This window comes from Streptomyces sp. NPDC026394 (genome assembly GCF_055567735.1).
On record NZ_JBVHPX010000005.1, the window covers coordinates 493921 to 516819 of the forward strand.

The window sequence follows — 22899 nt, forward strand, 5'->3', positions numbered from 1 at the left end:
CCGGTGACGGTTGACCGGATCGGGGTAATCCGCGGCGCCCTCTTGCCCGTACGGCGCCGGTTCGCCGATCACTGTTCAACCAAAACCCCACCGACACTCGTCCGAAGTGATTATTTTCGGCCTTCGACGAAGCGGTCCGTCCTGCCAAGGGACCGCTCTCCCTCGGAGGTTGAAGATGTACCGAAGATTTGCCGCCGCCCTGTCCGCCTCGGCCATGACCGTGACCGCTCTGGTGGCGGCCGCGGCCCCGGCGCAGGCCGTCCCCGCCGACAGGTCCAAGGTGCTGGCGGGCTGGACGCAGACCGACGCCGGCAGCTACAGCGGCTGGCTGGCGGCCCGCGGCAACCAGGGGAAGTGGGCGGCGTACCAGTTCGACTGGAGCACCGACTACTGCACCAAGTCGCCCGACAACCCCTTCGGCTTCCCGTTCGAAACGTCCTGCGCGCGCCACGACTTCGGCTACCGCAACTACAAGAAGGCCGGTACCTTCGCCGCGAACAAGCCACGCCTGGACAGCGCGCTGTACGCGGACCTCAAGCGGGTCTGCGCCAAGTACAGCGGCGCGAAGAAGACCTCGTGCGACGCGCTCGCCTGGACGTACTACGAGGCGGTCAAGAACCTCGGCTGAGCCGGGGCCTCACTCCGTCGGCTCCGGCTTCTCCGGCCCGTCCGGGGCCGACGGCTCGTGGGGCGCGTCCTCCTCGTCGTACGCGCTGGTGCCCTCGTCGAGCAGCGGCCCCTGCTGCTTCAGATGGGCGGGGGCCAGGGCGCGCAGCACGTGGTAGCCGGAGAGCACCACGATCGTGCCGAGGGCGATGCCGCCCAGTTCGAAGTTCTCGCTGATCTTCAGGCTGACGCCGCCGATGCCGATGATGACGCCCGCGGCGACCGGCACCAGGTTCAGCGGATTGCGCAGGTCGACCTTGTTGTGCACCCAGATCTGCGCGCCGAGCAGGCCGATCATGCCGTACAGGATGACGGTGATGCCGCCCAGCACGCCGCCGGGGATCGCGGCCACCACGGCGCCGAACTTCGGGCACAGGCCGAAGAGCAGCGCGAATCCGGCCGCCGCCCAGTAGGCCGCGGTGGAGTAGACGCGGGTCGCCGCCATCACGCCGATGTTCTCGGAGTACGTGGTGTTGGGCGGGCCGCCGAGCGCGGTGGAGAGCACCGAGCCGACGCCGTCGGCGGAGATCGCGGTGCCCAGCTTGTCGTCGAGCGGGTCGCCGGTCATCTCGCCGACCGCCTTGACGTGCCCGGCGTTCTCGGCGACCAGCGCGATCACCACCGGCAGCGCGACCAGGACGGCCGACCACTGGAAGGACGGCGCGTGGAAGGACGGCAGGCCGATCCACTCGGCCTTGCCGACGCCCGACAGGTCCAGGCGCCAGTGGTCGGTGAGCTGTCCGGCGCCGTTCACCGAGTGGATCTTCCCGAAGACCAGGTCGAGGAGCCAGGAGACGCCGTACCCGAAGACCAGCCCGAGGAAGATCGCGACGCGTGACCAGAAGCCGCGCAGACAGACCACGGCCAGCCCGGTGAAGAGCATGGTCAGCAGCGCCACCCACTGGTCCTGCGGCCAGTACGTGCTCGCCGTCACCGGCGCCAGGTTGAAGCCGATGAGCATGACGACCGCGCCGGTGACCACCGGCGGCATCGCCGCGTGGATGATCCGCGCGCCGAACCGCTGCACCGCCACACCGACCAGGAAGAGCGCGACGCCGACGACGAGGACCGCGCCGGTCACGGTGGCGCTGGTGCCGCCCTGCGCGCGGATCACGGCGGCGACACCGACGAAGGAGAGCGAACAGCCGAGGTAGGACGGCACCCGGCCGCGGGTCGCCAGCAGGAAGATGACGGTCGAGACGCCCGACATCATGATGGCGAGGTTCGGGTCCAGGCCCATCAGGACGGGGGCCACGAAACTGGCGCCGAACATGGCCACCACGTGCTGCGCGCCGAGGCCGGCGGTCCGCGGCCAGGACAGCCGTTCGTCCGGTCTGACGACGGCTCCGGGGGCGGGGGTGCGCCCGTCGCCGTGCACGGTCCAGCGCACACCGAGGCCCATGAGTGCTCCACTTCTTCACGTACGTCGCGGGGATCGGCCGGGCGAGACACCGGCCGGGTCATGTTAAGGCGGCACCGTGCCGACCTGGGGCGACCGGATCGGCCCGGCCCGCCGCGCGGCGCTGCCCGCCCCGGCGGCCGGAGCATTTTAAGCAGGCGCTTACGATGGCTGGGTTCACTTCTTGAACAGTCAACAGCATCGGGCGGGGTCCGCCGTACCTCCGTACGGCCGGGTCGCCGCCCCGCGTACGCCGGCGGCACGGCCCGCCGCAGAACCAGGAGCACCAACCCGTGAGCGTCGAAGCCCTTGAGGCAGCCCCCGCCGTCCCGTACGGCCAGCTGGTCCCCGTCACCGTGCACTTCGACGACCTCGACGCGCTCGGCATGCTCCACAACTCGCGCTACCCGCTGCTCGTCGAGCGCGCCTGGGCCGAGTTCTGGCACGCCCGCGGCTTCGGCTTCGACGGGGACTGGGCGGCGGCCGGCGACATGTGCAACGTCATCAAGGAGATGAAGGTCTCGTACGAGCAGCCGGTCACCCGGCCCGGGTACTACGCCGCCCACCTGTGGGTCGAGCGCCTGGGCCGCACCGGTCTGACGTACGGCTTCCGGCTCTGCTCCGCCGACGGCGAGCAGACCTACGCGCGCGGCCACCGCGTCCTGGTGCGCGTCGACCCGCAGGCGCTGCGGCCCACCCCGTGGTCGGACCACGCCCGCGGGATAGCGGCCGAGCTGCTGCACCCGGAGGCGCAGACCGCCTGAGCGCACCGTGGTCCCCCCGCTGACCAGGGGGGACCACCGTCGGCTCGGGACCGCTCCGGGCCCGTCGGCTCAGGGACGCTCCAGGCCCGTCGGCACCGCGTCGCGCCCGGCGGCGCCCCGGCCCCGGCCCGGCACCCGCAGCACCCCCGCGCCCGCGACCAGCCCGCAGGCCAGCACCGTGACCAGCAGGAACGAGCCGGTCAGCGAGGTCGCCTGGGCGATGGAGCCGATGGCCGACGGGGCGATCAGCCCGGAGGTGTACGTGATGGTGGCGACGCCCGCGATGGCCTGACTGGGGGCCGGGCCGCTGCGGCCCGCCGCCGCGAACGCCAGCGGCACCACGACGGCGATGCCCAGGCCGATCAGCGCGAAGCCCGTCAGCGCCATGGCCGGGTGCCGCGCCAGCACGATCAGGACGCCGCCCACCGTCGCCAGCACCCCGCTGACCCGTACGGTGCGCACCGGCCCGAAGCGGGCCACCACCCGGTCGCCCGCCAGCCGGGCGACGGCCATGGTGCACGAGAAGGCCGTGGTCGAGGCGGCCGCCAGGCCCGCGTCGGTGCCCAGGACGTCCCGCAGGTAGACCGCCGACCAGTCCAGGCTGGCGCCCTCCGCGAAGACCGCGCAGAACCCGATCGCGCCGATGACCAGCGCGGACTTCGGGGGCAGCGCGAAGCGCGGCGGCGGGTGCTCGTCGGGGGTGCTGCGCAGATCCAGTACGCCCTGGCAGGCGACGGCGCCCAGGATGGTCGTCACGGCGGCGGCGACGGCCAGGTGCAGCCGGGCGTCGGTGGCGGCGTGCGCCGCGGCGGTGCCGGCCGCCGAGCCGAGCAGGGCGCCCACGCTCCACATGCCGTGCAGCCCCGACATGATCGGTTTGCCGAGCCGGTCCTCGGTCTCCACGCCCAGCGCGTTCATCGCCACGTCCGCCATGCCCGCGGTCGCGCCGTACACCAGCAGGGCCCCGCACAGTCCGTACAGGTTGGGGGAGAGGGCGGGCAGGGCGAGCGAGAGCGTCCACAGGGCGAGCAGCGCGCGCAGCGCGGCGCGGGCGCCGAGGCGGTGGCTGATCCGGCCGGCCAGCGGCATGGCGAGGGACGCGCCGATCGCGGGGAAGGCGAGGGCGAGGCCAAGCTCTCCCGCGCCGATCTGGGCGTGGTCCTGGATCCAGGGGACACGGGTGGCGAAGCTGCCGGTCACCGAGCCGTGCACGAGGAAGACCACCGCGACGGACCAGCGGGCGCCGCGCAGCCGGCCGGGGGAGAAGGGCTGCTCCGGGGGCTTTCCGCGGGGTGCGGCGGGTGGGGGAGCCGGATCGGGAACGCCTGTGCCATCCATGGGCGGTAAACTATCAGGAAGCCTGCCTGATAATAAGGAAAATTCACCGGCCGATACCGCAGCGACTCCCGCACCAGGGGGTCTGGAAGGATCCGGGCATGGATGAGACGCGCGGCCCCGCCCCCGCCCGTACCGCCTCGGCCGCCGTACGCACCGGCCCGCGCACCGCCTCACCGAGCACTGCGCGGGCCATCAACGACCGTCTGGCCCTCCGGCTCCTCCAGAGCGAGGGCCCGCTGACCGCCGGGGAGCTGAAGGCACGTACCGGACTGTCCCGGCCCACCGTGGCCGACCTCGTCGAACGTCTCCAGACCGCCGGACTGATCACGGTGGTCGGCGAGTCGGGCGCCCGGCGCCGCGGGCCCAACGCCCGGCTGTACGGCATCGTCGCCGGCCGCGCCCACCTCGCCGCCGTCGACCTGCGCACACACGGCGCCACCCTCGCGGTCGCCGACCTGCTCGGCCGGGTGCTGGCCGAGGCGGCCGTCCCGGTCGGCCCGGACGCCGGCCCCGGCCAGGCGGCGGCGAACGGCGTGGCCACCCTGGAGAAGCTGCTCGGCGAGGCCGGGGCCGGACGGCCGCACGTCGTCGCGGTCGGCGCGCCCGGCCTGGTCGACCCGGCCACCGGGCGGTTCGGCGGTACGGAGTGGGTGCCCGCCTGGCACGCCGCGCTCGTCACGGCGTTCGGCGACCGGCCCGCCGCGCCGGTCCTGCTGGAGAACGAGGTCAACCTCGCCGCCATCGCCGAGCAGCGGGACGGCGCCGCGTGCGACCGGGACACCTTCGTCCTGCTCTGGCTGGGCCACGGCACCGGCGCCGCCGTCGTCCTCGACGGCCGGCTGCGGCGCGGCGCCTCCGGCGGCACCGGCGAGATCGGCTTCCTGCCCGTACCGGGCACCGGCACGCTGCCCACGGCCGCCGGCTGCGACGGCGGCTTCCACTCGCTGGCGGGCTCCGCGGCGGTGTGCCGGCTGGCCGCCGAGCGCGGCATCGAGGCGAGCCCGGAGGGGTCCGGCCTCGGAAGCGCGGACGCGACCGGCGCCCCCGCCGCCGAGGCGCTGGTACGCGCCGCCGCCGGCGCGGGCGAGTCCGGCGCCGACTTCCTCGACGCGCTGGCCGCCCGGGTCGCCATCGGGGCGGCCGCCGTCTGCGCCGTACTGGACCCCGGCTGCGTCGTGCTCGGCGGCGAGACCGGCCGCGCGGGCGGCGACGCGCTGGCCGGCCGGGTCGCCGAGCACCTCGCGCGGATGTCCCCGCTCCGTACCGAGGTGCGCGCGGGGACGGTCGGCGGCCGGGCCGTGCTGCGCGGCGCGGTGCTCGCGGCGATGGACGCGGCCCAGGACGACCTGTTCGGGCCCGCGGCCTGAACCAGGCGCTCAGAGAGCGCCAGCGGGCGCCCGGGTGCTTCCGGGCGCCCGAGCATCCTGGTTCCTCGCTGTCGGCCTCCTGTCGCCCGGCCTCTGTCCCGCGTCCTACCGCCCCGCCTCCTATCGCCCGGCCTCCACCGCGCCACCAGCCTCCGCTCCGCCGCCGTCCCGCCGCCGCTCCGCCAGGAAGTCCCCGTAGCCCACCGTGCCGTCTGCGTGCTCCAGTGTCAGGTTCTCGCCCCGCCGCAGTGCCCCGAACAGCCTGCCGGGCACCCACAGCGGAACCAGCACGCGCCGCCGCCCGCCGGCGCGCAAGGTGTCCCGTACGAGGTCGCGGGCGCTGCGCGCCTCGGGGCCGCCCAGGTCCGCCACCCGGCCCGCCGGTGCCGCGGACGCCAGCTCGACCAGTCGGGCGGCGACCTCGCGGACGTCCACCGGCTGGAGCCGCACCCCCGCCGGCACCGGCAGCACCGGCAGCCGCGCCCCCGCCTTGACCAGTCGCAGCACCAGGTCGTGGAACTGCGTGCTGCGCAGGACGGTCCAGCCGAGCCCCGATTCCTCGATCAGCCGTTCCACGTCGAGTTTCGTGCGGTAGTAGCCGAGCGGGACGCGGTCCACGCCGACGATGGAGATGTAGACCAGGTGCCGTACCCCGGCCGCGCGGGCCGCCTCGACGAGCCGCCCGGCCGCCTCGGTGTCACCGCTCGTCGATGAGGCGCAGTGCACCACGGTCTCCACGCCCGCCATCGCCGGGGCCAGGCCCGAGCCGTCGCGCAGATCGACCGCGTACGAGTGCAGCCGGGGCCGTTCGGTACCGGTGTGCGGGCGGCGGCTGAGGCTGCGTACGTCGTGACCGGCGGCGAGCAGCCGGCCGACCACGGCCCGGCCGAGCGTGCCGGTGCCGCCGGTCACCAGAATCGTCGTCATCGCGATCAGTCCTCGGGGTAGGGGGCGGGAGTGGTCCGGGCCGAGGGCCCGTCGGTGAGCGGCGCGGTGGGGCGGTGCGCGGCCTCCGCGCCGCTCCCTGTGAGCCACTCCACAGGTCGCCGCCCGCATGGCCGACGATCAGACGTGGCAGACTGAAGCCGTACTGAATTGACATACGCAGCGCACTCCGGGGTCGGTGAAAGTCCGAACCGGCGGTAACAGTCCGCGACCCGGCCGCCTCCAGCGGTCGGTTGAGCAGGTGGAATTCCTGCACCGACGGTTAAAGTCCGGATGGGAGGCAGTGCGCGGCGGGCGAGCAGCGGTACACCGCCGTCGGCGGCGGTCGTCCTCGTGTCCACGAGTGGCGGTCCCCTTTCCGGCCCGGTGTCCCCGTTGTCCCGTTCCCGTTTTTTCCTGTCCTTCGTGACAGCCCCGGAGTCCGTGCCCTGAGTGGCAGGAGGACCCGGTGGCCACCCCAGCCCCCGCGCAGACCGCGGCGATGCGCCGAGCCATCCAGCTTGCCGCCCGCGGCCTCGGGCACACCAGCCCCAATCCCGTCGTCGGGTGCGTCGTCCTGGACGCCGCCGGACACGTCGCGGGCGAGGGCTGGCACGAGCGGGCCGGCGGCCCGCACGCCGAGGTCAACGCGTTGCGCGAGGCCGGCGAGCGGGCCCGTGGCGGCACCGCCTTCGTCACACTGGAACCCTGCAACCACACCGGTCGCACCGGCCCCTGCGCCCAGGCGCTCATCGAGGCGGGCGTCGCCCGGGTGTACTACGCCGTCCCGGACCCCAACCCCGCCGCCACCGGCGGCTCCACCACCCTCGCCGCGGCCGGCGTCGAGGTCGAGGGCGGCCTGCTCGCCGACGAGGCCGCGGCCGGCAACGAGGCGTGGCTGACCGCCGTACTGCGCCGCCGCCCCTTCGTCCTGTGGAAGTACGCCGCCACCCTCGACGGCCGGATCGCCGCCGCCGACGGCACCAGCCGCTGGATCACCTCGGCCGAGTCCCGCGCCGACGTCCACCGGCTGCGCGCCCGGGCCGACGCGGTGATCGTCGGGTCCGGCACCGCCCGCGCCGACGACCCGCACCTCGGCGCGCGCGTCGCGGGCCTGACCGACGCCGAGGTCAGCCAGCCGCTGCGGGTCGTGATCGACACCGGCGCCGCCGTCGTCAAACCCGGCGCGCGCGTCCTGGACGGCACCGCGCCCACCCTGATCGCGGTCGCCGAGGACGCCGACACCGGCCACCTCGACGGACTCGCCCCGATCGTCCGGCTGCCGCGCTCGGCGGGCGGCACCGGCGTGCACCTGCCCGCCCTGCTCGACGCCCTGTACGAGCGCGACGTCCGGTCGGTGCTCCTGGAGGGCGGCCCGACCCTGGCCGGCGCCTTCCTCGCCGCGCACGCCGTCGACAAGGTCGTCGGCTATCTCGCCCCCGTCCTGCTGGGCGCCGGTCCCGCCGCCCTCGGCGACGCCGGAATCGCCACGATCGGCCAGGCGTTGCGCCTGGAGGTGACCGACACCGTCCGGCTCGGCCCCGACCTGCGCATCACCGCCACCCCAGCCCGCCACACCCTGAACGAGGAGAACTGACGTGTTCACCGGAATCGTCGAAGAACTGGGTGAGGTCGCCGCCGTCGAGAACCTCGGTGACAGCTCCCGGTTCACCCTGCGCGGCCCGCTCGTCACCGAGGACGCGAAGCACGGCGACTCGATCGCCGTCAACGGCGTCTGTCTGACCGTCGTGGAAACCGGCGCGGGCACCTTCACCGCCGACGTGATGGCCGAGACGCTCGGCCGCTCCAGCCTGGGCGCGCTCGTCCCCGGCTCACGGGTCAACCTCGAACGCCCGATGGCGCTGGGCGGACGCCTCGGCGGCCACCTCGTCCAGGGCCACGTGGACGGCACCGGCACCATCGTCTCGCGGACGCCCGGGGAGCACTGGGAGATCGTCGAAATCGCACTGCCCGCCGGACTCGACCGTTACGTCGTGGAGAAAGGCTCCGTCACCGTCGACGGCGTGAGCCTCACCGTCGTGGACGCGGGCGACGACTTCTTCACCATCAGCCTCATCCCCACCACCCTCGCCCTGACCACCCTCGGTATCAAGCAGCCCGGCGACCCGGTCAACCTGGAGGTCGACGTCCTGGCCAAGTACGTCGAACGGCTGCTGGGCCAGGGCGCGGGCCGCGACCAGGACCGGGGCCGGGACACCACGACGGCCGTCGCGGCCGGGGAAGAGAGCCTGCGGTGAACCCCCTCGGCTGGCTGAACGGCCCGGCCTTCACCGCCTTCGGCCAGCACGTCATCTGGTCCGACATGATCGGCAACAGCATCGGCCTGGCCGCCCTCGCCTTCGGCTGGCGGCGCTCCATATGGACCTGGCCCGCCCAGTTCCTGTCCGGCCTGATCCTGGTCTCCGCGTACGCCTACGCCCACCTCAGCGGCGGCGTCGGCAAGCAACTGCTGGTCATCGGCGTGGCGCTGTGGGGCTGGCGGCAGTGGCAGCGTGGCCGGCAGCAGGCCCAGGACGGCTCCATCGCCGTACGCTTCGCCACCTGGCGCGAACGCGGACTCCTGCTCGCCGGCACGGCGGTCGGCACCGCCGCCGTCGGCTCGCTGTTCGCCCTGCTGCCGCAACTGTCCTGGAACCCCTGGCCCGACGCGTACATCTTCGTCGGCACCCTCGCGGCGATGGTCGCCCAGGCCCGCGGCCTGGTCGAGTTCTGGTTCGCCTGGCTGCTCGTCGACATCGTGGGCGTCCCCCTCGCCTTCAGCAGCGGCCTGGCCTTCTCCGGCCTGGTCTACGTCGTCTACCTCGGCCTCGTCCTGTGGGGCCTGCGCGACTGGTGGCTGCGCTCCCGTACGAATCCGCAGCCCGTCCTGGAAGGAGCGGCGGCATGACCGCACTGCAGAGCTGGTACGACCCCGAGGGTGCCGTCGAGCGTGACGCCGTCCTCGCCCTGGACCCCGTCGAGCAGGCCGTCGCCGACATCGCCGCCGGCCGCCCGGTCGTGGTCGTGGACGACGAGAACCGCGAGAACGAGGGCGACCTCATCGTCGCCGCCGAACGGGCCACCCCCGAGATCCTCGCCTTCATGATGAGCGAGTGCCGCGGCCTGATCTGCGCCCCCATGGAGGGCGCCGAACTGGACCGCCTCGCCCTGCCGCAGATGGTCGAGCACAACACCGAGTCGATGCGCACCGCGTTCACCGTCTCCGTCGACGCCACCTCGGCACACGGCGTCAGCACCGGCATCTCCGCCGCCGACCGCGCCACCACCCTGCGCCTGCTCGCCTCCGGCGAGGCCGGGCCGGCCGACTTCGTACGCCCCGGCCACATCTTCCCGCTGCGCGCCCGCGAGGGCGGCGTACTGGCCCGCAACGGCCACACCGAGGCCGGTGTGGACCTCGCCCGGCTGGCCGGACTGCGGCCCGCCGCCGCCATCGTGGAGATCGCCGGCGAGGACGGCACGATGCTGCGGCTGCCCGAGCTGGTGCCGTTCGCCCGCAAGCACGGCCTGTCGATCATCTCCATCGAGGACCTGATCGCGTACCGCCGCAGCTCCGAGCCCACCGTCCGGCGTGAGGCCGAGACCCGGCTGCCCACCCGCCACGGCGAGTTCACCGCGTACGGTTACCGCTCCACCGTCGACGGCGTCGAGCACATCGCGCTGGTCGCCGGCGAGATCGGTGACGGCGAGGACGTCCTGGTGCGGGTCCACTCCGAGTGCCTGACCGGCGACATCTTCCACTCGCTGCGCTGCGACTGCGGCCCCCAGCTGGAGGAGTCGCTGCGGCGCGTCTCGGAGGCGGGCCGCGGCGTGGTGATCTACCTGCGCGGCCACGAGGGGCGCGGCATCGGGCTGCTGTCCAAGCTGCGCGCGTACGAGCTGCAAGAGCGCGGCCGCGACACCCTCGACGCCAACCTGGAGCTGGGGCTGCCCGCCGACGCCCGGGACTACGGCGCCGGGGCCCAGGTGCTCGCCGACCTCGGCGTGCGCTCGCTGCGGCTGATGACCAACAACCCGGAGAAGACCGAGGCACTGGTCCGGCACGGACTCAAGGTCCTCGGCCGGGAGCCGATGCCCGTACAGGCGGGCGAGCACAACCTGCGGTACCTGCGTACCAAGCGGGACCGGATGGGGCACGACCTGCCCTGGCTCGACGCGGACCGCGCGTCGGCCTGCGGCAACCAGTAGGACCGCGCGGCCGGGGCCCGGCCGTCCCACCACGTACGTACACGAGCACCGGACCACGAGGAGACCAGAACCGTGAGCGGCAAGGGCGCACCCGAACTGTCCGTGAAGAACTGTGGCGACCTGCGGGTGGCCGTCATCGCCGCCCAGTGGCACGAGAAGGTGATGGACGGCCTGGTGGACGGCGCCCTGCGCGCCCTCTCCGAGCTGGGCATCGACGAGCCGACGCTGCTGCGCGTGCCCGGCAGCTTCGAGCTGCCGGTGGTCGCCAAGGTCCTGGCCGGCCGCGGCTACGACGCGATCGTGGCGCTCGGCGTCGTCATCCGGGGCGGCACCCCGCACTTCGACTACGTGTGCCAGGGCGTCACCCAGGGCCTGACGCAGGTCAGCGTCGACACCGGCGTACCGATCGGGTTCGGCGTGCTGACCTGCGACACCGAGGAGCAGGCCCTGGACCGGGCCGGGATCTTCGGCTCCACCGAGGACAAGGGCCACGAGGCGGTGACCGCGGCCGTCGCCACCGCCGCGACGCTGCGCACCGTCGCCGAGCCCTGGCGCTGAGCGCGGCCGGGCGACCGCGTAGGGTGGGTCACATCATGTCCAAGAAGACGTTCGAGGAGCTCTTCGCCGAGCTCCAGCAGAAGGCCGCCACCGGCGACCCCGCCACCTCCCGCACCGCCGAGCTGGTCAGCTCCGGCGTCCATGCGATCGGCAAGAAGGTCGTCGAGGAGGCCGCCGAGGTCTGGATGGCCGCGGAGTACGAGTCCGACGAGGCCGCCGCCGAGGAGATCTCCCAGCTCCTGTACCACCTTCAGGTGATGATGGTCGCCAAGGGCATCTCCCTCGACGACGTGTACGCCCATCTCTGAGCCGTCGCCCGGCCCCCGCACCACTCCTTTTCTCCTGTTCCCCCCTCACCCCCTCCCGCACGAAGGAAGTCGTTCTCATGCTGCGCATCGCCGTCCCGAACAAGGGTTCACTGTCCGAGCCTGCGTCGGCGATGCTCCATGAGGCCGGCTACCGCCAGCGCAAGGACCGCAGGGAACTGGTCCTGGTCGACGCGGAGAACGAGGTCGAGTTCTTCTTCCTGCGCCCGCGCGACATCGCGGTGTACGTCGGCTCCGGCAAGCTGGACATCGGCATCACCGGCCGCGACCTGCTGCTCGACTCCGGCGCGCAGGCCGAGGAGATCATGCAGCTCGGCTTCGCCGGTTCGACCTTCCGCTACGCCACCCGCCCGGGCACGGCCGAGGAGGTCACCGACTTCGGCGGCATGACGGTCGCCACGTCCTTCTCCGGACTGGTCACCCGGCACCTCGCCGACCACGGCGTGAACGCCTCCGTCGTCCACCTGGACGGCGCCGTGGAGACCGCCATCCAGTTGGGCGTCGCCGAGATCATCGCCGATGTCGTGGAGACCGGCACCACCCTGCGCAACGCCGGGCTGGAGATCATCGGCGAGCCGATCCTGAAGTCCGAGGCGGTCGTCATCCGCGGCAAGGGCGCGCCCGAGGACGACCCGAAGGTCCGTCAGTTCCTCCGCCGGATGCAGGGCGTCCTGGTCGCCCGGCGCTACGTGATGATGGACTACGACATCCGCGTCGAGCACGTCGAGAAGGCCGTCGCCCTCACCCCGGGCCTGGAGTCGCCGACCGTCTCCCCGCTGCACCACGAGGGCTGGGTCGCGGTCCGCTCGATGGTCCCGTCCAAGGACGCCCAGCGCATCATGGACGAGCTGTACGAGCTGGGCGCCCGCGCCATCCTGACCACCGGCATCCACGCCTGCCGCCTCTGACCCAGGCCAGGCGGCCCGGCCGCCGCCGACGGGCGGCGGCCACACCCGCCGCCGGCCCGCGCCGGCGGCCCGTACGAAAGAGCCCAGCGACGTGTCCGCGCCCGCATCCGCGCCCCTGCCCGCCCTCCCGGTGACCTTCCGGCCGGGCCGCACCCGTGCCGTCCTGTACGGCGTCGGCATCGCCCAGCTCGCCGTGCTGACGGTGATCGCCGTCCTGCTGCCGAACCTGGGCGGCGGCGAGCGGATCAGCTTCGTGTTCACCGGACTGATCATCCTGGGCGTCCTGCTGCTGCTCGCCCGCCCCAAGGTGGTCGCCCACCAGCAGGGCATCACGGTCGTCAACCTGACCACCAAGCGCGAGCTGGCCTGGGCCCAGGTGCTGCGGGTCAACCTGCGCCAGGGCGACCCCTGGGTCCACCTGGACCTGGCCGACGGCACCAGCCTGCCCGCGATGGGCATCCAGCCCGGCATCGCGCGCGACCAGGCCATTCGCGACGCCCGTACGCTGCGGGCGCTCGCCGAGAACCACGGCACCGGAGACCAGCCGGCCCGGTGACCCTGCCCGCACCCCGGCCCTGCTGATTACCCTGGTTCCCGGGGCGCGCCCCGCGCCCCGCCCCGCCAGCGGGCCCCTGCAACATGAGGAGTGACTCCCTCCAGCAATGGACGGATCGTCCGGTAGTACCTGCGCCGCCCCTCCACCGGAACCCCCGCAGCAACGGGAGTTCCCCTCCACGGAGGCGGCGGCATGACCGCCACACTGCTGCTGCTCGCGGCCGCCCTCGTCCTGATCCTCGCCAACGGCTTCTTCGTGGCCGCCGAGTTCGGCCTGGTCACCGTGGAGAAGGCGGAGGCCGAACGGGCCGCCGCCGAAGGGGACCGGCGCGCCCGCACCGTCGTCGGCGCGCTGCGCGAACTCTCCTTCCAGCTCTCCGGCACCCAGCTCGGCATCACCATCACCTCCCTGGTGGTCGGCATGCTCGCCGAGCCCGCCCTGGCCCGTCTGCTGTCCGGGCCGCTGACCGCCACCGGGCTGCCGGTCGGTGCCGTACCCGGCATCGCCGTCGTCATCGGGATGCTGCTGGCCTCCGCCGTGCAGATGGTCCTCGGCGAACTGGTGCCCAAGAACTGGGCGGTCTCCAAGCCGCTCCAGGTCGCCCGCTTCGTCGCGTGCCCGCAGGGCGCCTTCTCGCGGTTCTTCCGCCCGGTGATCTCCCTGCTGAACACCGTCGCCAACCGGCTCGTACGGGCCCTGGGCGTGGAGCCGACCGACGAGCTGGCCTCCGCCCGCACCCCCGGCGAACTGGTCTCGCTCGCCCACCACTCGGCCCGCGCCGGGGTGATCGAGCAGGACACCGCCGACCTGTTCGTGCGCACCCTCTCCCTCGGCGGGCTGACCGCCGAGAACGTGATGACCCCGCGGGTACGGGTCAGCGCCCTCCAGTCGTCCGCGACCGCCGAGGACGTCCTCAACCTCACCCGCGCCACCGGCCTGTCCCGCTTCCCCGTCTACCACACCCGGCTCGACGAGGTGGTGGGCATGGTGCACCTCAAGGACGCCCTCGCGGTGCCCGAGCACGACCGGCTGCGCACCCCGGCGGCCCGGATCGCCGTACCGCCGCTCCTGGTCCCGGCGACGCTGCCGGTGCAGCCGCTGCTGGAACGGCTGCGCAGCGAGCAGCCGATAGCCGTGGTGGTCGACGAGTACGGCGGCACGGCGGGCGTGGTCACCCTGGAGGACATCGTCGAGGAACTGGTCGGCGAGGTCCGCGACGAGCACGACCGGATCGATCTCCCCGAGCTGGCCCAGGCGCCGCCCGAGGACGGCCGCCCCGCGTGGGACGCCGACGGCGGCTGCCGGGTCGACACCCTGCGGCGGATCGGCCTGGACACGCCCGACGGCCCGTACGAGACGGTGGCGGGCCTGGTGGCCCAGATACTCGGGCGGGTGCCCGCCCCCGGTGACACCGCCGAGCTGGACGGCTGGCGGCTGCGGGTGCGGCTGGTGTCCCACCACCGCGCCGAGCGGGTCCGGATCATACGGACCGCGGGCGCCGCGGCACCCGCACCGACGCCGGCGGAGGTGGCCCGGTGAGCTTTCTGCAACTCCTCTTCGCCGTCTTCCTGGTCCTGGTCAACGGGTTCTTCGTGGGCGCCGAGTTCGCGCTCGTCTCGGTGCGCCGCAGCCAGATCGAACCGCTGGCCACCGCGGGCTCCAAACGGGCCCGCAAGGTGCTGCACGGCCTGGAGAACCTGCCCCAGATGATGGCGGCGGCCCAGTTCGGCATCACCGTCTGCTCCCTGACGCTCGGCGCGGTCGCCGAACCGACCGTCGCCCGCCTCCTGGAGCCCCTCTTCCACGCGGCCCGCCTGCCCGAGCCGCTGATCCACCCCCTCGGCTACGTCATAGCCCTGGCCGCGGTGGTCTTCCTCCACCTCGTCATCGGCGAGATGGTCCCGAAGAACCTGGCGATGGCCGCGCCGGAGAAGACCGCGCTGTGGTTCAGCCCCGGCCTGGTCGCCTTCGCCCGGCTGTGCCGCCCGGTCACCGCGCTGCTCGGGGCGTGCGCCCGCGGCGTCCTGCGGCTGTTCCGTGTCGAGCCGAAGGACGAGGTCGAGGCGGTCTTCACGAGCCAGCAGCTCACCGACCTCGTCGAGGACTCCAAGCAGGCCGGCCTGCTGGCCCCCGCCGAACAGGAACGCCTCTCCGACGCGCTGGAACTGGGCAGCCGGCCCGTCACCGACGTCCTCCTGGACCCGGCCGGGCTGGTCACGGTCGACCCGACCGTCACACCGCGCCGGGTCGAGGAGCTGACCGTCAAGACCGGCTACTCCCGCTTCCCGGTGTCCGCGCCGGGCGGCGCCTACATGGGCTACCTGCACGTCAAGGACGTACTGGACCTGGAGGAGGGCGACCGCGCGGTGCCACAGCACATCTGGCACCCGATGACGACACTGCGCGCCGAACTTCCCCTGGACGACGCCCTGACCGCCATGCGCCGCTCCGCCTCCCACCTGGCCGCCGTCGCGGACGCGACCGGGCGGGTGCTGGGGCTGGTCGCGCTGGAGGACGTGCTGGAGAAGCTGGTGGGGGAGGTGCGCGACCCGGCGCACCGGCAGGAACTGCCCGCCGTACCGCCCTTCGGCGGCGCGCAGGGCACCCGTGTCCCCGAAGTGCCCGGCGACCGGCTCTCCGGTCCGCGCACCGCGGCGGGACCGGCCACCCGGGAGGACCGGGCGCTGGCGGGGTGACCCGGCCGTGACGACGGTGTGAGCCCGCGGTGGTCCGCGGGCTCACATCGTTTCTGCGGGCGGCAGTACGCGCCGGAGGCGGTCCGTGTCGGAAGCGGCGACCGCGCGTGGACGAGCAGGACATGTCCGGTTCAACGGCGTAGCTTGCGCAGTTGGACGCCTGCCGCTTCGTGTCAGAGCGGCGGCGCCTCCGGTCCGGTCACCGGGCCGCGCCCCGAGAGCACCTCGCCGTACGCCTGCATCAGGTCCGGCAGCCGCAGGGTGGCCAGGTCGTCGCGGGACGGTGCGCCGGACCAGGTGGACAGCCGCAGGTCACGGTAGGCGCAGCTCTTCTCGTACAGCGTGCGCAGGAACCGGCCGTTGCCCAGTTCGTCGATCCAGCCCTGGCCGACGACGTGCGCGCTGATGCTGCGCAGCTCCTCCAGCGACTCCTCGTCCCAGTGGTCGCCGTTCTCGGCGGCCAGCACCTCACCGATGGCGGTCAGCTCCGGCGGCCGGTAGCTCGGGAAGTCGACGCGCGAGGTGAAGCGCGAGGACAGGCCGGGGTTGGCGGCCAGCAGGCGGTCCATGCCCTCCGGGTAGCCGGCCAGGATGACGACGAGCCGGTCGCGGTTGTCCTCGGCCCGCTTGAGGAGGACCTGAAGGGCCTCGTCGCCGTACGCGTCGCCCTTGCTGTACGCGGAGTTCGAGAGGCTGTACGCCTCGTCCACGAACAGCACCCCGCCCAGCGCCGAGTCGATCAGCTCGTTGGCCTTCACGGCGGTCTGCCCCAGGAACTCCCCGACCAGGTCGGCCCGTTGCGCCTCGACCAGATGATCGCCGCCGAGCAGGCCGAGGGCGTAGAACACCCGGCCGAGTATCCGGGCCACGGTGGTCTTGCCGGTGCCGGACGGGCCGGAGAAGACGAAGTGTCGTTTCGGCGGCTGTACCGGAAGGCCCTGGCCCGCTCGCAGGCGTGCCATCCGCAACTGCGCGGACAGCGCCCTGACCTGACGCTTCACCGGCTCCAGACCGACCATCCGCTCCAGTTCGGCGAGCGCCTTCTCCAGCAGCACCGGGTCGGACGGGCCGGCCGGCAGCCGGTCCGAGCGGCGCGGACCGCCGAGCACCGCCTTCTCCCGTACGGCCGGTCCCGCGTCCCCCGGCGAACCGCCCGCCAGGTCGCCGTCCGGGCCCTCCGGGTCGGTCGCGGCCAGCAGCTCCCGGCCGTCCACCGGGTCGAGCGGGGAGAGCGGGTCGAGATCGCCGCCCGCCTCCTGGCCGAAGCCGGCGGTCACGGCCGCGAGGTCGGTGCCCTCCTCCAGACCGTCCCCCTCGGCGATGGCCGCGAGCCGTGCCGCGGTGTCCATGAACGCCGGGTCGACCCGGTGCACGGAGCGGTACAGCGGCAGCGCGGCGGCGCTGCGGCCGGTGCCCTCGTGGGCCCGGGCGAGCCAGTACCGCAGCTCCTTGCGCTGCGGCTGCTCGCTGCGGCAGCGCATCAGGGCGGCCGCCAGCAGCGGCTCGGCCTGCCCGAACATCTCCTGGCGCACCCGTGCCATGCCGCCGAACAGTCCGGCCTCGATGCCCAGCAGCGGATCGTCGAGCAGCGGCTCGGTGTGCCGTACGAGCTGGTCCCAGTCCTTGACGAGATAGGCGCGGCAGGCGTGCAGGAAGCGCACCTGCGGGTCGGTGTCCACCGGCGGGCAGCCCGCCAAGGCCTGGTCCAGCTCCGCGACATGGCGGCCGTCGAGCCAGTGCGAGGCGTACGCCAGCAGCAGGTCGCGGCCGGTCTCCAGCACCGGCTGGACCCACCAGCCCAGCCAGTACCAGGAATTGAGTGTGCGTCGGTGCCGGGCCCGCTGTTCCCCGAACCGGTCGCGGTGCCGGTGCATGTGCAGCAGCGCGGTCGAGGTGTCCGCACGCAGTGCGTGCAGGCCGAGCCAGCCGTCGGCCATCGTCGGGTCCATCCGCACCGCGGCCCGGAACTCCTCCTCGGCCTGCGGGTACGCGCCTACCGTGTAGGCGTCCACCGCGCGCAGCCAGGCGAGTTCGGCCGGGGCGTGTGTGCCCTGGGTGCCGAAATCCATCACGTCCCCCACAAAACGTCCCCCGTGGTGTGCCGCCGGGCGAGTGCCAGGCCACAGCGTGTTCGAACGAACCGGCGTGCTCGGGGCGGCAGTTGCAGGTCGCCCCCGGCTGCTCTTCGACTGCGTCCTTCGGTGGCACGGACTCGCATCGTACCTGCGGTATCGGTGCAGGCCGAAGAGGGCGGAGCAGGGGAAGCCGAGGCTCCGCGGCGCGAAGGGAGCGGTGACATAGGGTGAGGAGGCGGACGGCGCGCGGCGCGCGCTGGGCGCCCGGGCACAGAACGAAGCCCCCGATCACGGGGGAACAACCGGGGGCTTCGCGTCTGCGGGCGGTCCGTCAGAACCGCACATTGAGAACGTAAGTCCTGTACGCCCCCCAGGTCAAGCCGAGTTGAGGCAGTCGGCGGTACGCGCAGGGCGACGATCTGCGTACCGGCCGTGGTCCGTCACGTACGGTGATGATTCAGGGGGTACCGCACGCCTCACCGGGCCCCGGCAGCACCTCGTACCCCTCGGTGCGCGCCCGTACCAGCAGGCCGGCGTGCGGACGTGAGGGGTCCGCCGCGAAATGGGCGCGCTCCGCCGGGATCCAGTCATCCCAGAAGGCGGCCTGGGCCGGACCGTCCCGCCGTCGCCCGCGTTCCCAGGAGTGACACGCCGTCAGTTCCATCCACAGCAGGCACGCCAGGTACGGGCGCAGTGCGCGGCGGCCCGCGCCGACACCCTCCACGACGACGGCGTGCGCCGGTGCCAGCTCCCGGCGCGCGGTGAACTCCCTGCGCTCCCAGTCGTACACCCCGTAGCGCGCGTGCTCTCCCCGGGCCAGCGGTTCCAGGACCTCGGTACGGAACCGCTCCGTCCATGCGAACAGCTCGTCGTGGGTCGCGATGTCGTCCAGACGGACGACCGGGGCGCCGCCGAGCGCCGTGGCCAGATGCCGCGCGAAGGTGCTCTTGCCGGACCCGGCGTGTCCGTCCACCGCGATCAGCCGGACGGGGCCGCAGGACGGGGGCAGTGCGCGCAGCCGGCCGGCGAGGCCGGGCGGGATCGGCTCTTGACGCACGCTGCTGCCTGTCTGCTGTGACGGGTGAGACGGTTGAGATGCTGCAAGATTACCGGTACGCGAGGTGCGGGCCCGCGGACCCACGGTCGCCTCCGCACCGCCACTCCGGCGGGCCGTCCGTGCCCCTGTACGGCCGCCCTCCACTGCCGCAAACTGCTGATCCCTGCGGCGACGCGCGACGAACGGCTGGCCGAAGGGTGGGTGCGGGGGAATAGTTGAGCTCCACCGTTCTCCTGGCTCAATCCTTCGCATCCGACTGGGGGACTCCACCATGAGCAGACCCACGCCCCGGCGTACCGTTCTGGCCGCCGCCCTCGCCGCCGCGGCAGGCGCGGCCACCCCGCTGGCGCACGCCGCCACCCCTTCCGCACCGTCCGCCGCACCGAAGGCGAAGCGTCTCGTGGACTACCGAGCCTGGCACACCGCAGCCGACTGGAACCAGGGTGTCGCGAACGGCACCCGGGTGGCCGACGGGCGCCGCCCGGGCGTGGTGATCGACCGCCCGGCCGGCACCGCCGACTACCGTGATCCGCACACCGGTACGACCGCGGCCTGGGAGTACGCCGTCTGGACCTCCCCGGCCCGTACGCTCAAGGTCCCGTCCACCGAAGCCGTCGTCTCCTGGAACGCCCAGACGCCCGCCGGGACCTGGATCGCCGTCGAGCTGCGCGGCACGTACGGCGACGGCGTACGGACCCCGTGGTACGTCATGGGCCGCTGGGCCTCCGGGGACGGCGACATCCGTCGTACCTCCGTCGACGGCCAGAAGGACGGCCGGAGCAGCATCTCCACCGACACCTTCGCGATCGACGCCCCGGCGAGCGGCCTGCGGCTGGCCTCGTACGAACTGCGCGTCACGCTCTACCGGAAGCCCGGCACAACGCAGACGCCCACGGTGTGGCGGCTGGGCCTGATGGGCTCCGACATCCCCGACCGCTTCGACGTGCCGGCCTCCAAGCCGGGCGTCGCGACCGGCCGCGAGCTGGTCGTGCCGCGGTACTCGCAGGAGACCCACAAGGGGCAGTACCCGGAGTACGACAACGGGGGCGAGGCGTGGTGCAGCCCCACCTCCTCCCAGATGATCATCGAGTACTGGGGCCGCAAGCCCACCGCGGCCGACCTGGCCTGGGTCAACCCCGCCTACGCCGACCCCCAGGTCTGCCACGCCGCCCGCTACACCTTCGACTACCAGTACGAGGGCTGCGGCAACTGGCCGTTCAACACGGCTTACGCGGCCACGTACCAGGACATGGAGGCCGTCGTCACCCGGCTGCGCACCCTCTCCGACGCCGAGACCCTGGTCCAGGCGGGCATCCCCGTGATCACCTCGCAGTCCTTCCTGGCCCCCGAACTGACCGGCGCGGGCTACGGCACGGCCGGCCACCTGATGACCGTCGTCGGCTTCACCCGCACCGGTGACGTCGTCGCCAACGACCCCAACTCGCCGACCAACGCCGCGGTCCGCCGCGTCTACAAGCGCCGCCAGTTCGAGAACATCTGGCTCCGGACCAAACGCAAGAACGCCGAGGGCAAGATCGTCAGCGGCACCGGCGGCATCTGCTACGTGTACTTCCCCACCGAGGTCACCGCGGCCCAACGCCACGCCCTGGCCATCGTCGGCATCACCTGACCCTCGCACTCCGCTTCCCGCCTCCTCCCGCCCGGCCGCAGAGCGCCGGCCCGGTGCCGCCCGCCGTCTACCGCGCGGGGCGACACCTGTGGCGCAATGGACCGGGCGGGGTCGACGGGGCTCCCGCCGTCGGGAGTTGAGGGAGGGACAACAGATGTCCGTCGTGGTGTGTTCGCTGCTCTGGGACGCGGAGAAACACGGGGCCGGGTCGCAGAAGATCTCGTACGACAGTGACGGGTACCACCTGGTGCGCTTTCCGTACGGAGCGGGCGACGAGTCGTACGACCCGTGGAAGATGCACGACCCGGCCAACGGAGGCGGCACGCCGTCGACGTTCCCGGACGCCCGGTCGGGCCTGATCTGGCCCAGCCACGAGGGCTGGGGACTGCTGTCCGCGATGGTCTTCTGGGAGGCGGACGACCGTCCGAACGAGTACCGGGCACGCTTCGTACGCGACCCGCTCGGCCCCGGCTACGACTCGACGGGCACCACCGACACGTGGAAGACCGGCGGCGGGCAGTACAAGACATACCTGTGGCAGATGTTCGTCCACCCGGGCACGCCCGTCGGCCTGAAAATCTCCGCCCGCGGCCCCGGCGACACCAAGGTCCCCGCCGCGATCACGCACGCCCAGTTCAAACTCGCCATCCACACGGAGGTACTCCGGCCGTAGACGGATGGCCGGGGCGGGCCGGGGCCCGCCGGGCGTGCGTGGGGGCAGCCGGCCAGGGCGGGGCGGAGGCCGTCCTAATCCGCCTTGCCCCACGGCGGGTTGGACGGGCGCCGGTGCCAGTACCAGGCCCGACCGGCGAAGGACGACTCCGCAGCCGCCGCGAGACCCGCTCCGCCGTCCTCGGTGGTCAGCCGGTGATAGGCCTGGTCGACCTGCTCCAGTGCTGCCTGCACGGGCCGCTGCATCTCGGCGGGCAACTGCGCGATCACTCCGGGCACCTGATCGCGCAGTTCCAGGTCCTCGATGTACATGCTGACCGGATACCACCCGGAAGGGGGCCAATCAGCTCCCATGCGAGCGGTGAGACGTTCCCAGTTCAGCAGCGGCCAGACGGCGTCTCGCCACATGTTCCCGTCGGGGACGCAGGCGTCGGTGAGCGGCGTCGGCAGTTGCAGAGGCTTGATGATCTCTGGAATGCGCCGGACTTCGGCGTGGGGGAATGCGGGGACGGAGACCTCGGAGACGGCAACGGTCCACCGGGGGAGCTCGCCCTCTTCTTCGACGGTGTTGACGTAGCCCACCTCGCCTGCGGGGGTCGCGACGCGGTCGATCCACGAGATGTCCGGGTAGTCGGACGGAAAAATGACATCGACACGGAGCGACCGCGCTACAGCCAGCGCAAGCTGCTCTTCGGAAAGATGCGGTGTATCGCCGGAGGTGATGGCCAGCGACCACTTCAGGTCCCCGTCCAGTGCCATGTACTCACAGGTGACGGAGGCTTCCCAGTTCCGGTTCTCGAGGTCCCAGGCATCACAGACGTCAACGTCCGGGACGGGGACACCGAAGAAATCCGCCAGAGTCGGGGCAATGCGTCCCGGAACTCCGTCCCCGGTTGTCAGCAGGGTGCACATCATAGCTGGTACATCCTATACAGGTCGATCGCTGTCTGAACGGCGTTGGGCTCGTTCTGGAACTGCTTGGCATTGGCGAAGAACTTCTCGCACTGAGCCACATCGCCGTTGGCGCGCATGATGGCGCCCAGGGCGCCGTATTCGGCGCGGCTCAGGTTGGTGAATCCGGGGCCCGAGACGGGGAATACGGTACCGGAGGGTTCCACTGCGTAAGAGCGTCCGTTGATTTCGTAGACCTGCCGTTCCGCATTCCATGCGGCTTTTCCGGCTGCTATCTCCGATATCTCGTCTTTCACTGCTTGGTTGTACCCCGGCAGGATGACCGTGTTGTCTTCCTTGGCCGGACCTCGTTTGATTCCGCCCCAGGTGTGCCGGGGGTGCGGGGCCTTGAGCGTCTTGCCCCTGGCGGCTCCTGCGACATCTTGACCGGCCTCCCAGGTGGACCGGCCTCCGGAACCGCCTGATCCGGTGGTGTTGCGCAGCAGTGGACGTCCGGTCGGCCCGACAGGACCGATGTCGGCCATTGCCAGGCGCGGGCCGCCCACGTTGGGCAGTGTTATCTCGAAGTCGCGCAGTGGGTTCTTGAGGTTGCGGAAGCTGTCCAGCTTCATGTGGCCCAGGACGTTTTTGACGCCCCCGGCTTCCCCGATGGCCCTGGCGCCGCGGGCGGCTCCGCCGAAGGCGCCGCCCAGGAGGAGGCCGGAGGTGCCGGCGTCCTGGATTTCGGCGAGGTTGACGCCCTTCTGCTCGCCGAGCAGGTTGCGGCCGCCCTGGGCCACCACGACATCGACGGTGATGGCTTCCACGCCACCGATGGCCGCGGTGGCCAGGACGGTCCCGGCGAT

General features: G+C 72.7%; 21 protein-coding genes, 1 pseudogene and 1 riboswitch. Of the genes and pseudogenes, 15 read left to right on the forward strand and 7 right to left on the reverse strand.

Going from position 1 to position 22899, the window contains the following annotated elements; genetic code table 11:
- Positions 1–175 precede the first annotated feature (175 nt).
- Positions 176–628: a phospholipase gene (locus tag ACZ4QV_RS15925; protein WP_361639467.1), complete on the forward strand. Its 453-nt coding sequence runs from the start codon at positions 176–178 to the stop codon at positions 626–628.
- A 9-nt stretch (positions 629–637) separates the two neighbouring features.
- Here ACZ4QV_RS15925 and ACZ4QV_RS15930 read toward each other — a convergent pair whose 3' ends face one another.
- Positions 638–2068 carry a uracil-xanthine permease family protein gene (locus ACZ4QV_RS15930; protein ID WP_361155965.1) on the reverse strand — a complete coding sequence of 477 codons (1431 nt, stop codon included), beginning with the start codon at positions 2066–2068 and terminating at the stop codon, positions 638–640.
- A gap of 290 nt (positions 2069–2358) precedes the next feature.
- Between ACZ4QV_RS15930 and ACZ4QV_RS15935 the strand changes: the two genes are divergently transcribed.
- Positions 2359–2829, forward strand: coding sequence for an acyl-CoA thioesterase (locus ACZ4QV_RS15935; protein ID WP_030999319.1), 471 nt, complete (start codon positions 2359–2361; stop codon positions 2827–2829).
- 69 nt (positions 2830–2898) lie between these two features.
- Here ACZ4QV_RS15935 and ACZ4QV_RS15940 read toward each other — a convergent pair whose 3' ends face one another.
- Positions 2899–4167 carry an MFS transporter gene (locus tag ACZ4QV_RS15940; RefSeq protein ID WP_361591872.1) on the reverse strand — a complete coding sequence of 423 codons (1269 nt, stop codon included), beginning with the start codon at positions 4165–4167 and terminating at the stop codon, positions 2899–2901.
- Positions 4168–4265: 98 nt separating this feature from the next.
- Here ACZ4QV_RS15940 and ACZ4QV_RS15945 point away from each other — a divergent pair, with 98 nt between their 5' ends.
- On the forward strand, positions 4266–5534 hold the full coding sequence (locus tag ACZ4QV_RS15945) for an ROK family transcriptional regulator (protein ID WP_361591870.1): 1269 nt from the start codon (positions 4266–4268) through the stop codon (positions 5532–5534).
- Between the two features lie 120 nt (positions 5535–5654).
- Here the strand turns inward: ACZ4QV_RS15945 and ACZ4QV_RS15950 are convergent, their stop codons facing one another.
- On the reverse strand, positions 5655–6461 hold the full coding sequence (locus tag ACZ4QV_RS15950) for an SDR family oxidoreductase (RefSeq protein ID WP_361591868.1): 807 nt from the start codon (positions 6459–6461) through the stop codon (positions 5655–5657).
- Between the two features lie 178 nt (positions 6462–6639).
- Positions 6640–6770: riboswitch (FMN riboswitch) on the forward strand.
- Positions 6771–6960: 190 nt separating this feature from the next.
- Here ACZ4QV_RS15950 and ribD point away from each other — a divergent pair.
- From ribD to ACZ4QV_RS16000, 10 genes are all read left to right on the forward strand, one after another.
- Complete coding sequence (gene ribD, locus ACZ4QV_RS15955; protein ID WP_361156368.1) at positions 6961–8055, forward strand: bifunctional diaminohydroxyphosphoribosylaminopyrimidine deaminase/5-amino-6-(5-phosphoribosylamino)uracil reductase RibD; 1095 nt, start codon at positions 6961–6963, stop codon at positions 8053–8055.
- Position 8056: 1 nt separating this feature from the next.
- A complete protein-coding gene (locus tag ACZ4QV_RS15960) occupies positions 8057–8716 on the forward strand; it encodes a riboflavin synthase (protein ID WP_361639464.1) in 660 nt (219 codons plus the stop codon).
- Positions 8713–9366 (forward strand): nicotinamide mononucleotide transporter family protein, encoded by a 654-nt coding sequence (locus ACZ4QV_RS15965; RefSeq protein ID WP_361639462.1) that lies wholly within the window; start codon positions 8713–8715, stop codon positions 9364–9366. The genes ACZ4QV_RS15960 and ACZ4QV_RS15965 overlap by 4 nt, the downstream gene beginning before the upstream one ends.
- Positions 9363–10664, forward strand: coding sequence for a bifunctional 3,4-dihydroxy-2-butanone-4-phosphate synthase/GTP cyclohydrolase II (locus ACZ4QV_RS15970; protein WP_361591864.1), 1302 nt, complete (start codon positions 9363–9365; stop codon positions 10662–10664). The genes ACZ4QV_RS15965 and ACZ4QV_RS15970 overlap by 4 nt, the downstream gene beginning before the upstream one ends.
- Before the next feature lie 72 nt (positions 10665–10736).
- Positions 10737–11222 carry a 6,7-dimethyl-8-ribityllumazine synthase gene (ribH, locus tag ACZ4QV_RS15975; protein ID WP_003986918.1) on the forward strand — a complete coding sequence of 162 codons (486 nt, stop codon included), beginning with the start codon at positions 10737–10739 and terminating at the stop codon, positions 11220–11222.
- Between the two features lie 35 nt (positions 11223–11257).
- Positions 11258–11530 (forward strand): phosphoribosyl-ATP diphosphatase, encoded by a 273-nt coding sequence (locus ACZ4QV_RS15980; protein ID WP_030017415.1) that lies wholly within the window; start codon positions 11258–11260, stop codon positions 11528–11530.
- A gap of 77 nt (positions 11531–11607) precedes the next feature.
- Positions 11608–12456: an ATP phosphoribosyltransferase gene (gene hisG, locus ACZ4QV_RS15985; protein ID WP_361155942.1), complete on the forward strand. Its 849-nt coding sequence runs from the start codon at positions 11608–11610 to the stop codon at positions 12454–12456.
- Between the two features lie 91 nt (positions 12457–12547).
- Positions 12548–13012 carry a PH domain-containing protein gene (locus ACZ4QV_RS15990; RefSeq protein ID WP_361155940.1) on the forward strand — a complete coding sequence of 155 codons (465 nt, stop codon included), beginning with the start codon at positions 12548–12550 and terminating at the stop codon, positions 13010–13012.
- 192 nt (positions 13013–13204) lie between these two features.
- A complete protein-coding gene (locus tag ACZ4QV_RS15995; protein WP_467762977.1) occupies positions 13205–14551 on the forward strand; it encodes a hemolysin family protein in 1347 nt (448 codons plus the stop codon).
- On the forward strand, positions 14548–15708 hold the full coding sequence (locus ACZ4QV_RS16000; RefSeq protein ID WP_361155934.1) for a hemolysin family protein: 1161 nt from the start codon (positions 14548–14550) through the stop codon (positions 15706–15708). The genes ACZ4QV_RS15995 and ACZ4QV_RS16000 overlap by 4 nt, the downstream gene beginning before the upstream one ends.
- 173 nt (positions 15709–15881) lie before the next feature.
- Here ACZ4QV_RS16000 and ACZ4QV_RS16005 read toward each other — a convergent pair whose 3' ends face one another.
- Together ACZ4QV_RS16005 and ACZ4QV_RS16010 are read right to left on the reverse strand one after the other, a co-directional pair.
- Positions 15882–17777, reverse strand: coding sequence for an AAA family ATPase (locus ACZ4QV_RS16005; RefSeq protein WP_361155931.1), 1896 nt, complete (start codon positions 17775–17777; stop codon positions 15882–15884).
- 463 nt (positions 17778–18240) lie between these two features.
- Positions 18241–18840: a uridine kinase family protein gene (locus tag ACZ4QV_RS16010; RefSeq protein WP_361155928.1), complete on the reverse strand. Its 600-nt coding sequence runs from the start codon at positions 18838–18840 to the stop codon at positions 18241–18243.
- Positions 18841–19111: 271 nt separating this feature from the next.
- Here ACZ4QV_RS16010 and ACZ4QV_RS16015 point away from each other — a divergent pair, with 271 nt between their 5' ends.
- Both ACZ4QV_RS16015 and ACZ4QV_RS16020 read left to right on the forward strand, forming a co-directional pair.
- Positions 19112–20470 (forward strand): peptidase C39 family protein, encoded by a 1359-nt coding sequence (locus ACZ4QV_RS16015; protein WP_467762978.1) that lies wholly within the window; start codon positions 19112–19114, stop codon positions 20468–20470.
- Between the two features lie 154 nt (positions 20471–20624).
- On the forward strand, positions 20625–21143 hold the full coding sequence (locus ACZ4QV_RS16020; RefSeq protein WP_467762979.1) for a hypothetical protein: 519 nt from the start codon (positions 20625–20627) through the stop codon (positions 21141–21143).
- 74 nt (positions 21144–21217) lie between these two features.
- Here the strand turns inward: ACZ4QV_RS16020 and ACZ4QV_RS16025 are convergent, their stop codons facing one another.
- On the reverse strand, positions 21218–22057 hold the full coding sequence (locus ACZ4QV_RS16025) for a hypothetical protein (RefSeq protein WP_361155919.1): 840 nt from the start codon (positions 22055–22057) through the stop codon (positions 21218–21220).
- Positions 22054–22899: pseudogene (locus tag ACZ4QV_RS16030) on the reverse strand (hypothetical protein); the annotation flags it as partial. The gene ACZ4QV_RS16025 and the pseudogene ACZ4QV_RS16030, both read right to left, overlap by 4 nt.

What these genes read in the sequence shown, in the direction of transcription:
- ACZ4QV_RS15930 (WP_361155965.1), bottom strand. Translation starts at nt 2,068, where the DNA reads ATGGGCCTCGGTGTGCGCTGGACCGTGCACGGCGACGGGCGCACCCCC.
- hisG (WP_361155942.1), top strand. Translation starts at nt 11,608, where the DNA reads ATGCTGCGCATCGCCGTCCCGAACAAGGGTTCACTGTCCGAGCCTGCG.
- ACZ4QV_RS15925 (WP_361639467.1), top strand. Translation starts at nt 176, where the DNA reads ATGTACCGAAGATTTGCCGCCGCCCTGTCCGCCTCGGCCATGACCGTG.
- ACZ4QV_RS16020 (WP_467762979.1), top strand. Translation starts at nt 20,625, where the DNA reads ATGTCCGTCGTGGTGTGTTCGCTGCTCTGGGACGCGGAGAAACACGGG.
- ACZ4QV_RS16005 (WP_361155931.1), bottom strand. Translation starts at nt 17,777, where the DNA reads ATGGATTTCGGCACCCAGGGCACACACGCCCCGGCCGAACTCGCCTGG.
- ACZ4QV_RS16015 (WP_467762978.1), top strand. Translation starts at nt 19,112, where the DNA reads ATGAGCAGACCCACGCCCCGGCGTACCGTTCTGGCCGCCGCCCTCGCC.
- ACZ4QV_RS15995 (WP_467762977.1), top strand. Translation starts at nt 13,205, where the DNA reads ATGACCGCCACACTGCTGCTGCTCGCGGCCGCCCTCGTCCTGATCCTC.
- ribD (WP_361156368.1), top strand. Translation starts at nt 6,961, where the DNA reads ATGCGCCGAGCCATCCAGCTTGCCGCCCGCGGCCTCGGGCACACCAGC.
- ACZ4QV_RS15945 (WP_361591870.1), top strand. Translation starts at nt 4,266, where the DNA reads ATGGATGAGACGCGCGGCCCCGCCCCCGCCCGTACCGCCTCGGCCGCC.
- ACZ4QV_RS15950 (WP_361591868.1), bottom strand. Translation starts at nt 6,461, where the DNA reads ATGACGACGATTCTGGTGACCGGCGGCACCGGCACGCTCGGCCGGGCC.
- ACZ4QV_RS15970 (WP_361591864.1), top strand. Translation starts at nt 9,363, where the DNA reads ATGACCGCACTGCAGAGCTGGTACGACCCCGAGGGTGCCGTCGAGCGT.
- ACZ4QV_RS15980 (WP_030017415.1), top strand. Translation starts at nt 11,258, where the DNA reads ATGTCCAAGAAGACGTTCGAGGAGCTCTTCGCCGAGCTCCAGCAGAAG.
- ACZ4QV_RS15940 (WP_361591872.1), bottom strand. Translation starts at nt 4,167, where the DNA reads ATGGATGGCACAGGCGTTCCCGATCCGGCTCCCCCACCCGCCGCACCC.
- ACZ4QV_RS16025 (WP_361155919.1), bottom strand. Translation starts at nt 22,057, where the DNA reads ATGATGTGCACCCTGCTGACAACCGGGGACGGAGTTCCGGGACGCATT.